The sequence below is a fragment of the Indolivaga alginatilytica genome (genome assembly GCF_003201355.1).
Lineage (GTDB): Bacteria > Bacteroidota > Bacteroidia > Bacteroidales > Dysgonomonadaceae > Dysgonomonas_A > Dysgonomonas_A alginatilytica.
Genome location: NZ_QICL01000026.1, coordinates 53,591 through 67,165 on the forward strand (window position 1 = coordinate 53,591; position 13,575 = coordinate 67,165).

Annotated in this window: 10 protein-coding genes and 1 CRISPR repeat array; of the genes, 7 read left to right on the forward strand and 3 right to left on the reverse strand. The window is 34.4% G+C overall.

Features of this window, described 5'->3' with window-relative positions; translation table 11 throughout:
• Positions 1 to 14: 14 nt before the first annotated feature.
• Positions 15 to 917: a DUF6268 family outer membrane beta-barrel protein gene (locus tag CLV62_RS16730; protein ID WP_110311927.1), complete on the reverse strand. Its 903-nt coding sequence runs from the start codon at positions 915 to 917 to the stop codon at positions 15 to 17.
• 152 nt (positions 918 to 1,069) lie between these two features.
• On the opposite strand from CLV62_RS16730, the gene CLV62_RS16735 reads away from it, so the two are divergent.
• The 3 genes from CLV62_RS16735 (at position 1,070) to CLV62_RS16745 (ending at position 3,604) form a co-directional block, all read left to right on the forward strand.
• On the forward strand, positions 1,070 to 2,092 hold the full coding sequence (locus CLV62_RS16735; RefSeq protein WP_110311928.1) for a sensor histidine kinase: 1,023 nt from the start codon (positions 1,070 to 1,072) through the stop codon (positions 2,090 to 2,092).
• 6 nt (positions 2,093 to 2,098) lie between these two features.
• Positions 2,099 to 2,851 carry a LytR/AlgR family response regulator transcription factor gene (locus CLV62_RS16740; protein WP_110311929.1) on the forward strand — a complete coding sequence of 251 codons (753 nt, stop codon included), beginning with the start codon at positions 2,099 to 2,101 and terminating at the stop codon, positions 2,849 to 2,851.
• Between the two features lie 366 nt (positions 2,852 to 3,217).
• Positions 3,218 to 3,604, forward strand: coding sequence for a hypothetical protein (locus CLV62_RS16745; RefSeq protein ID WP_110311930.1), 387 nt, complete (start codon positions 3,218 to 3,220; stop codon positions 3,602 to 3,604).
• Here CLV62_RS16745 and CLV62_RS21560 read toward each other — a convergent pair.
• Positions 3,578 to 3,835: a hypothetical protein gene (locus CLV62_RS21560; RefSeq protein WP_146212773.1), complete on the reverse strand. Its 258-nt coding sequence runs from the start codon at positions 3,833 to 3,835 to the stop codon at positions 3,578 to 3,580. The genes CLV62_RS16745 and CLV62_RS21560 overlap by 27 nt on opposite strands.
• Positions 3,836 to 4,182: 347 nt before the next feature.
• Here CLV62_RS21560 and CLV62_RS16750 point away from each other — a divergent pair, with 347 nt between their 5' ends.
• The 4 genes from CLV62_RS16750 (at position 4,183) to cas2 (ending at position 11,748) form a co-directional block, all read left to right on the forward strand.
• On the forward strand, positions 4,183 to 5,061 hold the full coding sequence (locus tag CLV62_RS16750) for a HEPN domain-containing protein (protein ID WP_110311931.1): 879 nt from the start codon (positions 4,183 to 4,185) through the stop codon (positions 5,059 to 5,061).
• A gap of 263 nt (positions 5,062 to 5,324) precedes the next feature.
• Positions 5,325 to 9,914: a type II CRISPR RNA-guided endonuclease Cas9 gene (gene cas9, locus CLV62_RS16755; RefSeq protein WP_110311932.1), complete on the forward strand. Its 4,590-nt coding sequence runs from the start codon at positions 5,325 to 5,327 to the stop codon at positions 9,912 to 9,914.
• Between the two features lie 547 nt (positions 9,915 to 10,461).
• Complete coding sequence (cas1, locus tag CLV62_RS16765) at positions 10,462 to 11,397, forward strand: type II CRISPR-associated endonuclease Cas1 (protein WP_110311934.1); 936 nt, start codon at positions 10,462 to 10,464, stop codon at positions 11,395 to 11,397.
• A 45-nt stretch (positions 11,398 to 11,442) separates the two neighbouring features.
• Positions 11,443 to 11,748 carry a CRISPR-associated endonuclease Cas2 gene (cas2, locus tag CLV62_RS16770; protein ID WP_110311935.1) on the forward strand — a complete coding sequence of 102 codons (306 nt, stop codon included), beginning with the start codon at positions 11,443 to 11,445 and terminating at the stop codon, positions 11,746 to 11,748.
• Positions 11,749 to 11,857: 109 nt separating this feature from the next.
• Positions 11,858 to 12,901: direct repeats of the CRISPR family, unit length 47 nt; unit sequence GATGTATTTCAATGAACTAAGATACAATTTTGAAAGCAAATCACAAC.
• 159 nt (positions 12,902 to 13,060) lie between these two features.
• Here cas2 and CLV62_RS16775 read toward each other — a convergent pair.
• Positions 13,061 to 13,575, reverse strand: a 515-nt coding sequence (locus tag CLV62_RS16775) for an aldo/keto reductase (protein WP_185144276.1), incomplete at its 5' end; no start/stop codon positions are given.

Here is a 13,575-nt window from a genome sequence, read left to right on the forward strand (position 1 = left end):
AGGTGTTTTGATAATTAAAATCCAATTTGAAGCCCTGCTGATGCATAAGGAGATATCTGAAAATAATAGCTTCTATCCTGAAACATTCCTTTAAAACTTCTGTCACTAAATTCGGCTAAACGCATTGCATTGATACCGGCGGTTAATGGTATTGACAAGTTTTTCCCAATCTTTATCTCGGGGCGAAGACCTCCCACGATGTATTGATGAGAAAACATTTTATCTTTACCATCTTTTTCCACTAAAGCTAATTGCCCATTAACCTCTGCAATAAGACTAAGACTAAAATATTTACTAAAATTATGTTTAGCAGATATTTCAAGACCTTCCAGCATGGAGACTTTAAACGCAAAGTTCCCCTGTGTAGTCCAATTAAGATATAAAGCAGGAAACACCATCGGAAAACCGAATGAGTTATTCACAGCTATTCCACCTCCAAGGTCCAGATTTGGTTTAAGATGCCTGATAAAAATAACGCCTCCACTTGCTAAAACATTTTTAAAACCTATTTGAGAGAAGCGTGTAGTAGGGGCATATATTCCTGCACCGATACTTGCCATTAACGACCATTTGTCATTCAATGGCCTCATGTGATAAATACTTAAGCCAAGATTCATAATTTCATCTAAGACCAGATCTTCTGTAAAATTCTTATTGTTAAGCGAGGCATATGCCCCTCCTGCATTTATTCCCCAAACTGTAGGGCGGTTATTCTCATTTATTTTTATGGATAGCGGTAGGTTGATTCCCCCTTGATAGACCATTGCCGAACCCTTACTATCACCTACTTTCTCATCCGTATCCCCTTCCATTATACGGTAGTTTGATTTTCCGAAATATTCGGTTTTAAATGAAATTTGTGCATCCACTTGTATGCAAACAACACTTATAAAAACATAAATCAATAATAATTTCATAGCTTTAATCGTTTTAATTAGACAATCTGTTTTAAGTTTACTGAGACAAATATCAATAGGATTGGGATGAGATGAAAATCGTTTTGACCGATGGTCGCTCAGTTTTGATGCTTGGTAATTGTTCTATGGATTTATACCTCTAACTTTGTGATATGAAGAATAATCTTTTGAAAAACTATGATCGGTTTGTTATCCTGATATGGATATTTCTAACCATTATCTTTGCACTTCAATATATACCACCTTCATCGGTGGTCGAGGGCGGTTTACTGGCTTTGAGTATGATGCTATGTGCATATCCATTTACAACCTATCTGAGTAGGAATTTATTAAAAAAAGCAATGAGACAAAAGAGAATGCTTTTGTTTATAGGACAGTTTTTTCTTATTTCTGCCTTGTTTGCCGTACTTATCCCTATAATCCTTTATGGGTTTTCATATTTAGAAAAAAGTGGAATATTTCCTCCTTCAGAGTTACTCTCTGTTGACGATTATGCGATATACGGCTATCTCAATGCTTTTGTTATAACGTTGTTTATAAATTTTGGATTTTGCGGATTGCGATTTTATGAGGAGAATATGAAGTTGCATGAAGCTTTGGTTGAATCACAGTTGCAAGTACTCCATCAACAAATTAATCCTCATTTCATGTTTAATGTACTGAATCACATTAATATATTAATGCAGGAAGATGTAAACTTAGCGTCTTCACTATTAGTAAAATACGCTAAAATACTCCGCTATCAACTTAATAGCGAGAAAAATAGAAGTATAAGTATAGAGCAGGAGGTTCAGTTTTTGAAGGACTTTGTTGATATAGAAAAAATTAGATGGGGAGATGAATTACAGATTAATTGTTTGTGGAAAGTTGAAAATAACGAAAAAGAATTTCCGTCTTTATTACTGATTACATTTATAGAGAATGCTTTTAAGTATGTATCACGAGGGATATCTGATAGTGCATATGTAACTATAAATTTTGAGCAAAAGGCTAACTTAATTTGTTTGGAAGTCGAAAACTCCAAATCAAATATTCAGCTAGAGAAGGACAGTGTTTCGGGATTAGGACTGGAGAATATAAAAAAACGCTTAGACATCCTCTATGCTGATAATTATCGTTTGACAATAAAAAATTCCGAAACGACTTATTATACTAAACTCGTCATTAAACTATAAATTATTATGGCAGAATTACTATCAAAACAGCCAAATGGTCAACCTCTAAGATGTCTAATAGTGGATGATGAGCCTGTAGCCATTAAAGGAGTTGTTAATTTCATTAACCAGTTAGATTTTCTTGAGGTTTCAGGCACTTGTACCTCTGCAATGAAAGCAACAGAAATTTTAAAAGTGAAGGATATTGATTTGATGTTTTTAGATATTAATATGCCTATGTTATCGGGGCTTGAATTTTTGGAATCATTGGATAAATCTCCTCTCACAATAATGACTACTGCTTATTCGGCACATGCACTGGAGGGTTTTAGGTTGAATGTTGTCGATTATCTATTGAAACCGATCGAATTTCAACGCTTTTTTCAGGCAGCAAACAAAGCATTAGACTTATTTCAATCTCGAATTATATTGCAAAATAATAAGGAGGAATCTGAATCTGACATGTATATCCGACAAGGCGATACCTTTCAGCGAATACTTTGGGAAGATATTCTATTTGTGGAAGGAATGCAGAACTATCTAAAATTGCACTTCAAGGATAAAACCTTTGTTATCCATCAAACAATGACTTCTTTGGAAGAGATGCTACCTAAAGATTCATTTTTCAGGATACACCAATCTTATTTAATTAACATATCTAAAATCGATTCTATCTCAGGTGGAAGAGTTTTTATTGATGGGAAGCAACTTCCTGTTTCACGCCATCGGAAAGAAGATTTACTTAAAACGATAGTGTATAAGAAATTGATAAGTAAGTGAAATTTAATAGCCAATATACTCACGTTTTCAAAAGTTTCATGTATATTTGAACCTAGAAGTTAGGCTCACAGCGGTCTGCCAAAACAGGACAAAAAGGCATCTTTTTAATCGTTACGAATTCGTTACGAACTTGCTTTTTTGAAAACTTAAATAATTGATTACTAAATCTATTACGAGATAAAAACGTGTTCCTAGCCGGATCACAAGATTAAAATATTGATATTTAAGCGATTACGATAAAAAGTAGTCGCTTTTTTGTGTTTATAATTATTGATTAGCATGAAAAAAACATACTTTTCTAAGACGATTTTACACGGGTTACGACCAAATGTTTACAAATAGTTTACAGTAAAATTTAAAGAAATTATGCCAACTTTTAAAGCAGTAGTAAGGTCTAAACGTGCAGACGGGTTATTTTTAGTTTATATCCGAGTAATCCACAATCGTAAAACGGACTATATCAAAACTGATAGGTATGTTCATCAAGGGAACATCAGGAAAGGCGAAATAGCCGACCAGTTAGTTCTAAATCAATGTGCATACAAAATCAAAACCTATTATGATAAGCTGAATAAAGAGGATATTGAAGACTGGACGGCAAAACAGATTGTCGAGTTTTTGACTAAAGGGAATGAAAAAATACCCTTTTATCCCTTTTGTGAACAGTTTATAGCAAAGATGATAAACAATAACAGGGAACGTACCACAAAGAACTATACTACGGCTTTAAACTCGTTTCGTGTGTTCTATTGATATGAATGAATTAGGTAATGTCCAATAGCTTCGAATATAGTCATAAGCGTAAGTCTTATTGAGATAAGAAATATAGTTACTCAACTCGTCTAAGTCATCAAAGAATATATGGGAAGCATTGCAGGTGTTGTTCTTGTCAAAGGTGCAGGACAGGGTTGCTTTCTGGTCTTCGAACAGAAGGTCTATGATGTTCTCTTTAACTTCATTTTCAATATATTCGGCTACATACATGGGATTATCTGAGTAGCTTTCTTTGATTTCGTCATGGGATAGCTTTAATACTAGGGAAGAACAATTTATCAGTATTGCACAATATTCCTGAGCTTGTTTGTTTTATTGTCATACATACGTCTGTTTAGAGCCTGATAAAATACATAATGCTATCAGACAGATTATTAATCTAAAAAAACAGATATATTTACGACTGTAAGCTTGGCTTATGGAACTGCAAAGGTTACAGACCCATAAAAATAGCAGCACGAAATATCCGGTTAACAAATATACAATTTTATGTAATAAATTATTTCGCTTTTCCTTATCTTTGGTAATCTTAATATTACAGTATCTAAATAATTCCGATGAAAAAGTCCATAGCCTATCTGCCTAAATCCAAACAAGAAGACTTAATACGCCTTGTTATGGAAATTAATAAACGGCTTCCAGAAGCCGAAATGATTATCTTATTTGGCAGCTATGCGAGAAATGAATATGTAGACTATGACGAAAGAGTAGAATTCGGTATTCCTACCTCTTTTCGTTCCGATTATGATATCTATGTAATCACAAGCAAGATATCGGACAATAAAGCAGGAATCATATTAGATAACATTGATGCATTATACTATAAAGAACCAGATTATCAAACTCCTGTTAACTTTATCAACGACGATATTAAAACGATAAATAAAGCTCTTGAAGAAGGCAGGTATTTTCATACCCAAATCAAACAGGAAGGAGTTATTCTTTACGATAGTGGTAAGTTTAAGTTAGCCCGAAGAAGAAAGTTAAAGTTTGATGAGATACAAAGACAAGCTCAGGAATATTTTGATGAAAAATACACTAAAGCACAAGAACATTTTAGGATGTCTGAATTAGCTTATAAAGAAAATTTTTATCAACAAGCTATATTCAATCTTCATCAAGCCTGTGAAAACTATTACTACGCTATTCGATTATCTTTTACTTTGAGAAGCAATAAACAACACAACCTGACTAAACTGGCTGCGTCTGTTAAAGGTCATTCTGCGGATTTGGCTCATGTTTTCCCTAATAATTCGGTAGAGGAGAAACGGCTTTTCAATCTGGTAAAGGATGCTTATATTGAGGCAAGGTATAATCCGAAATTCTTAGTGACTAAAGAGGATATTGATGCTCTTATTCCGAAAGTGGAATTGCTGAGGGATATAACCAAACGGATTTGTGAGGTAAAGATTGGGGAGTATGCAAATATGGGGTAAACCTATTAATGAAACTATAAAGAAGATATATTTTTTATTATAGAACTTTAGAGCCGATGTCTATCGGCTTTTTTCGTATATACCAGATACAATAAAAGAAAAAGCGACACCGAAGTGCCGCAATTGATGTTTTCACAACGGAATAATCCTTATTATGATTTGCTTTCAAATTGTATTTGCAAATATATTAAAATTTCACATAACCATATCAATATCCTTAAAAAATATTTATTTATCTTTAAGGCTTTGATAAAAAGGAAGCTATGAAAAAGATATTGGGATTAGATTTGGGAACCAACTCCATTGGTTGGGCGTTGGTAGATGCTGAAAATAACAAAATAGACGGTATGGGTAGTCGGATAATTCCAATGTCGCAAGATGTGCTAGGGAAGTTCGACAGTGGAGTGTCAATTTCACAGACAGCTGAAAGAACAGGTTATCGTGGAGTGAGACGTCTACGAGAACGTTGTTTATTAAGAAGAGAAAGGTTACATCGTGTGTTAAATATCTTGGGATTTCTACCGAAACATTATAGAGAGTCAATTGATTTTGAAATGCGTTTCGGACAATTTGTTAAAGACTCTGAACCCAAATTGGCTTGGAAAGAAATCGCTCCCAAGAAATATGATTTTATTTTTAAAGCATCTTTCAATGAAATGGTAGCCGAATTTAAGAAGTTAAAACCTGAGCTTTTTGAATTGAAAGAAAACGGAGTGGAAAGAAAGATTCCTTACGATTGGACAATATATTATCTTCGAAAAAAAGCGTTAACTGAAAAAATTGAGAAAGAAGAATTGGCTTGGTTGATTTTGAATTTCAATCAAAAAAGAGGTTATTATCAGTTGCGAGGCGAAGAGCAAGAAGAAAATAAAAATAAACAGGAGAAATTTCATACACTTCTAGTTACTGATGTTGTAGAGCGTGAAAAGGGAAAATCGGGCACTTGGTATAATGTTGTTTTAGAGAATGGTTGGATTTATAAACGAGAAAGTAAGGTTTCATTGTCGAATTGGATTGGTAAAACCAGAGACTTTATTGTAACCACCGAGTTGAACGATGACGGAAGTGTAAAATTGAACAAGGATAATGAAGAAAAAAGAAGTTTCAGATCGCCAAAAGAAGAAGATTGGGGATTAGTGAAAATACGAACAGAACAAACAATAAACCAATCGGGTAAAACAGTTGGGGAATATATATACGATTCGCTTTTAGAAAACCCGACACAAAAGATCAATGGGAAATTGGTGCGAACCATCGAACGCAAATTTTATAAAGAAGAATTAAAAGCTATTTTAGAAAAACAAAAAGAGTTTCATGCCGAATTGCAAAATACAGAACTTTATACCCTTTGTTTAAAGGAGCTTTACAAAAACAATGAATCGCATCGAAATAGTATTGCTACAAAAGACTGTACTTATTTGTTTTTAGAGGATATTCTTTTTTATCAACGTCCCCTAAAAAGCAAGAAATCGCTCATTGCTAATTGTCAGTTTGAGTCGGTAAAGTATAAAGGTAAAGATAAGGAAGGAAATGATATTGAAATTCGTCAACCTCTGAAATGTATCGCTAAGTCTCATCCCTTATTTCAGGAATTCAGACTTTGGCAATTTATACAAAACCTGAAAATATACGAAAGGGAAAGAATGGTTGATGGCAAATTGAAACTTGATGTTGACGTTACGAGCGAATTTCTAAAAACGGAAGACGATAATGTTGCTCTATTTGATTGGCTTAATGATAGAAAAGACATAAAACAAGATACGCTGCTAACATCTTATTTCAAAATTAAAAAGAATAGGGGTGAAGATAAGTTGCCATATCGTTGGAATTATGTGGAAGATAAAGAATATCCTTGCAATGAAACCCGTTCGCTATTTTTATCAAAATCAGCAAAAATTGAAGGTTTCGATGCAACTTTTTTTAATGAAGCCAATACAGAAGCCCTGTGGCATATTTTATATTCGGTAACCGATAAGATAGAGATACAAAGTGCTATAAATAAATTTGCAGGAAAGCACGATCTGCCGGATGAGTTTATAAAACAATTTGCGAACCTCCCACCTTACAAAAGTGATTATGGTTCTTATTCAGCCAAAGCTATCAAAAAAATATTACCTCTGATGCGAATGGGGAAATATTGGGACGATAAAAATATAGACGATAAGACAAAAGAAAGAATTGATAAAATAATTGATGGCGAGTTTGATGAAAAGATCAAGGACAGAGTTAGAGATAAGGCTATTAATTTAACGGATATAAATCATTTTAGAGGTTTGCCGCTTTGGTTAGCATCATATATTGTGTACAACCGCCATTCCGAGGCAAAAGATATTGTAAAATGGGAAACCGTAAAGGATTTAGCTTGGTTCTTAGATAATAGAAACCCCGAAGGATTTAAACAACATTCGCTTCGTAACCCAATTGTAGAACAAGTGATTACCGAAACACTCAGAACGGTAAAAGATATTTGGCAGCAATATGGAAATGGTGCTGAAAATTTCTTTGATGAAATCCATGTTGAGTTAGGTCGGGAAATGAAAAATCCTGCTGATAAACGGAAGGCGATGACAGAGCAGATTAATGCAAATGAAAACACCAATCTGCGAATAAAGGCTATACTCGAAGAGCTTAAGAATGCGGGTATTAGTGACGTACGTCCATTTTCGCCCACACAACAAGAAATACTAAAGATTTACGAAGAAGGTATATACAGTTATGAAAGCAAAAAAGAGGAACTCGAAGTAATTGATAAAATCAGAAAAAGCAGCAAACCAACTAAATCAGAAATTCAACGATATAAATTGTGGTTAGAGCAGGGCTATATTTCTCCATATACAGGTGCAATGATTAAATTGAGCGATCTTTTTACCACAAGGTACGAAATCGAGCATATTTTCCCTCAATCTCGTTTTTTTGATGATTCGTTAAGTAATAAAGTGATTTGCGAAAGCGAAGTAAACAGTTTGAAAGGCAATCAAACAGCAATGGAATTTATCAAAAAACATCATGGGCAGATAGTACCTTTAAAGGGAGGAACAGACGTAAGAATAAGAGATGTTCTTGACTATGAGGATTATGTAAAACGTTATTTTTCGAAGAATAAAACGAAACAGAGAAATCTTTTAAGCGAAGAAATCCCCGAAGGTTTCATCAACAGGCAAATGAATGATAGTCGCTACATTGCAAAAGTTGTAAAAACCTACCTAAGCAATATCGTGAGACAAACAGAAAAAGGCGAGTTGGAGCAGGAAGCAACTTCAAAAAAAGTAGTTTCGGTAACAGGAAGTATTACTAGTCAAATGAAACAGGATTGGGGATTGAATGATGTTTGGAATCATCTGATCACACCACGATTTGAGCGATTGAACACGCTGACCAACTCCTCAGCCTTTGGACAGTGGGAGCTAAAAGGGGGGAAGAACGGAGGCGAAGGCAAGCGAGCATTCCAAACCACTGTTCCTGTTGAAATAGCAAAAGGATTTTCAAAAAAGAGGATAGATCATCGTCATCATGCTCTTGATGCTTTAGTTATTGCCTGTATAACAAGAGAACATATTAATTATTTAAACTCAATCAACTCAGAACGAAAAAATTACAGTCTAGTATCTAAATTGAGAAGATTAGAGGAAGTAATGATTAAAGACCAACTACGAAAAGTGCCGAAAGAATTTCATAAACCATGGGAGAATTTTACACAAGATGCCCAAGCTGCTTTAGAAAATATCATTGTAAGTTTCAAGCAAAACCTGCGGGTAATAAACAAATCGGTAAATAAATACCAACGGTACGAAAACGGCGAAAAGGTATTTGCCAAACAAACCAAAGGCGATAGTTGGGCAGTACGCAAGCCGTTGCATGCCGAAACCGTGAGTGGAAAAGTCATATTAGGGCGTATTGTGGAAAAAGAAGTGGCAATAAATCGAGTATTAGAGGACTTAGATAGCATTGTTGACCCTATAATCAAGAAAGAACTAAAAAACCGAGCGACTTGTTACAAAAATAATATTGCCGGATTGAAAAAATATCTTAAAGTAAATCCTATAATAATTGATGGGCAAGAAGTCGTAAAAGTGAATATCTATGTAACTGAAAGTATTGAAGCTACTGCTACACGAAAAATATTAGATACGACCTTCGATGAAAAACGAATTGAGAAAATAACTGATACAGGTATTCAAAAAATATTGATGAAACACCTCAATCAAGATATTTATCAGAATGCGACAGATGAAGCAGGAAAAAAAATACCGTCTCACGAACTTGCTTTTTCGGAAGAAGGCTTGGAAGCATTACATAAAAATATGCTTACGTTGAATAATGGCAAGCCTCATCAACCGATTAAAAAAGTGAGAGTCTTTGAGGAGGGTCGCAAATTTGCTTTGGGAACTAGAGGTAACAAAAAAGATAAATATGTGGAAGCCGCTAAAGGAACAAACTTGTTTTTTGCAATTTATATTGATCAAGATGGGAAAAGAAGCTACGAAACCATTCCGCTTAATGAAGTTATCGAACGCCAAAAACAAGGGCTAGATGTAGCACAATCAACAGAAGGTAAAACATTATTGTTTACACTTTCGCCTAACGATTTGGTATATGTGCCAACTGACGATGAGGTAGAAAACCCTCATTGGGTAGATTTTAGGAAACTGACAAAGGAGCAGGTGAGTAGAGTGTATAAAATGGTATCATCGACAGCTTATCAGTGTTTTTTCACTCCTTACTACATAGCTACACCTATTATTCAAACAGTAGAGTTAGGTGCAAACAATAAATCTGAGCGGACTTGGAATGGAAGTATGATAAAAGAGGTGGGCGTAAAGATAAATGTAGATAGATTAGGAAAGGTAAATTGAAGAAAAAAAAGTAGCCCCTTTTAGTTTAGGAACAAGTGAAAGCAAATCACAACTATTCTACTTAATACTCTAAATATTCAATATATAGATGTTAATATAAATAGTTTAATGGGGCTACAATTATTACAAAGGTAAGTGTTTTATGTCAAAAAGACAATTCGCCTTTTTGACATAAAATCTACTAAAATAAAATTATTCTCGACATCCAGTACAGCATGTTCCCTCATGAAGAATTGTATACTGATTTCGTTTGGCTTCCTCAATTGCTTCTAATCGATTAGGAAAGTAACCCAAGAGTGTTTGATCTTTAGTTGAATACAGCCATTTGCAATCTTTTTTATGCACTTCGTACCCGCTTGTTAAATGAGCACTTTTAATTAAAAAATAAGTTTCATTCATTTTTTTATATATTAAGTAGAATAAGAAATTAAATTATTTAGTGTTGTAAATGTATTGAATAAATAATTATGAACAAAATAATCCAGTATATTCTTCGTTTTTATTTAATAACACTTAAGTTTTATCCTTATTATTAACCTTTTATCCTATGATAAAAAAAACACTTTACTTTGGAAATCCTGCATACTTGAGTATGCGTAACAATCAATTGGTAATAAAACTACCCGAAGTTGAGAAAAATGACACGTTGCCTGAAAACTTCAAAAAAGCGAGTGAAACTCTCTTTCCAATTGAAGATTTAGGAGTAGTTGTACTCGACCATAAACAAATAACCCTAACACATGGGCTTATCGAAAAGCTGTTGGATAACAATACGGCTTTGTTGACTTGCGATAGTAGCCGGATGCCAGTAGGGCTGATGCTCCCATTATACGGAAACAAGACACAAAGCGAAAGATTTAACTCACAGATCAATGCTTCTGACCCTTTAAAGAAAAACTTATGGCAGCAAACCATAAAAGCCAAAATAACAAATCAAGCAGAAGTATTGAAGAAATTTAGGTCTTGTAATATTCGTAATATGATGCACTGGGCAGGAGAAGTAAAAAGTGGCGATCCTGATAACTTTGAAGGACGTGCCGCTGCTTACTATTGGAAAGAAGCTTTTCCTCAGATTGACAACTTCACAAGAGGTAGAGAAGAGAATCCGCCTAATAACCTGCTAAATTATGGATATGCTATACTTCGTGCAGTTATTGCCCGCTCGTTAGTAGCAAGTGGGTTGTTACCTACGTTGGGTATACACCACCATAACCGTTACAATGCTTATTGCTTGGCGGACGATATAATGGAACCATATCGTCCATTTGTCGATGAATTAGTTTTCTCAATAGTCGATAGTGGCGAGGATTATACCGAATTAACGACTTCGTTAAAAAGCAAATTACTACAAATACCAACCATAGATGTGATGATAGGGAAACAAAAAAGCCCCTTGATGATTGCCGCAGGTCAGACAACTGCATCCTTAAACCAATGTTTCGAAGGGAAACTACGTAAAATTAAATATCCCGAATTATTGTAATCTGTCGGTAATATGGAGCAAGACCGATTAAATCAATACCGTATTATGTGGGTTCTAGTATTATTTGATTTACCTACCGAGACGAAGAAAGATAGAAAAGTATACGCTGATTTTAGGAAGAACTTACAGCGAGATGGATTTACCATGTTTCAGTTTTCGACTTATTTACGACACTGTATGAGTGTTGAGAATGCGAATGTACATATCAAACGAGTGAAAAATTTTCTTCCGACAAAAGGGCACGTCGGAATACTCTGTATTACAGATAAACAGTTTGGTATGATGGAACTATTTTATGGGAAAAGCCCAGAATCAAAGAAAACAGGAGCGCAGCAACTTGAATTATTTTAGAAAATAAAAATCCCGACTTTGATCGGGATTTTTATTTGAAATACATTGATTTTTCAAATGCTAATGGTATTTGCAATATATTGAAATACAGGTGCTTGTCGTGTGGTATGATGTATTTCAATGAACTAAGATACAATTTTGAAAGCAAATCACAACCGTAAAGGATATAATAGATCTATTTGATAAGATGTATTTCAATGAACTAAGATACAATTTTGAAAGCAAATCACAACTCAATATATTCCATAGTTACAGGAAGTTTAGATGTATTTCAATGAACTAAGATACAATTTTGAAAGCAAATCACAACTTAAACTTTGATAAGTAGAATCCAAAAGCGATGTATTTCAATGAACTAAGATACAATTTTGAAAGCAAATCACAACCGCCTTCTGCTGTAACTGACTCGAAAGCAGGATGTATTTCAATGAACTAAGATACAATTTTGAAAGCAAATCACAACATGACGCTAACGAGGTAGAATTTCGTGCATGATGTATTTCAATGAACTAAGATACAATTTTGAAAGCAAATCACAACTAGCATCGTCAACGCTTAATCCTTCCACAAGATGTATTTCAATGAACTAAGATACAATTTTGAAAGCAAATCACAACACAAAGCCACTGTAACCGAGTTAATAGAAGATGTATTTCAATGAACTAAGATACAATTTTGAAAGCAAATCACAACGCGATTCGGTCGGTAACTACGAAAAAGCTAGATGTATTTCAATGAACTAAGATACAATTTTGAAAGCAAATCACAACATATACTTATCGTGTAGCCCGCTATTTTGGATGTATTTCAATGAACTAAGATACAATTTTGAAAGCAAATCACAACTAACTCTCGCACAGCTTCATCTTTGGTAAGATGTATTTCAATGAACTAAGATACAATTTTGAAAGCAAATCACAACTACCCTCTTCAATGTATAGGGCTTCAATAAGATGTATTTCAATGAACTAAGATACAATTTTGAAAGCAAATCACAACGATGTTTCACCCAATACTTTTACGAATTGAGATGTATTTCAATGAACTAAGATACAATTTTGAAAGCAAATCACAACTTAAGAGGTAATGAAACCATTCTAAAATCTGATGTATTTCAATGAACTAAGATACAATTTTGAAAGCAAATCACAACCTGAATAAATAACATCCCAGTGCTCTTCATTACTATGTCGTCTTACATACTCTTCAATTAATTGAGGAACATTTTTCAAATCCAAAGTCTGACAATACCGCTTGGTTGGGAAAGCATACTGTCTTACGTTGTATCCACCTGTTTTTATATCCACAACAATTAGCTGTTTGACCATGTATCCCGATGCATAGGCTGTAATATCTTTTTTACCTCACCCAGCAACTCTTCATCTAACGGCTCGTTTGCCCATTCAATGTTTTTCAAGACTGCACTAGGTCTTGCCGTACTGAATAAGGTAGTTGTAATCCGTGGATTGCTTATTGCATATTGTATAGCCAGTTTCTCGATAGGGTATTTCTTTCCTAAACAATACTGCATAGCTTTTTTACACAATTCCTTCAATGGCGTTGATGCCGGATGCCAATCCGGAGCTCCCCGTTGAGTGAGTAACCCCATCGAAAAGGGCGACGCATTAATAACACCGATTCCCTTTTCTTCGAAATAATCCAGATAATCGACTAAAGCATCATCATTCAGACAAAAATGGCAGAAATTAAGTACAGTATCTATTGTTCCCGGCGGAACACGATCTATTACCCATCGAAGATTCTCCAGTTGAAGATCAGTAATACCCACATGTTTTACAACCCCTTTGTCACGTAATTCTATTAGCG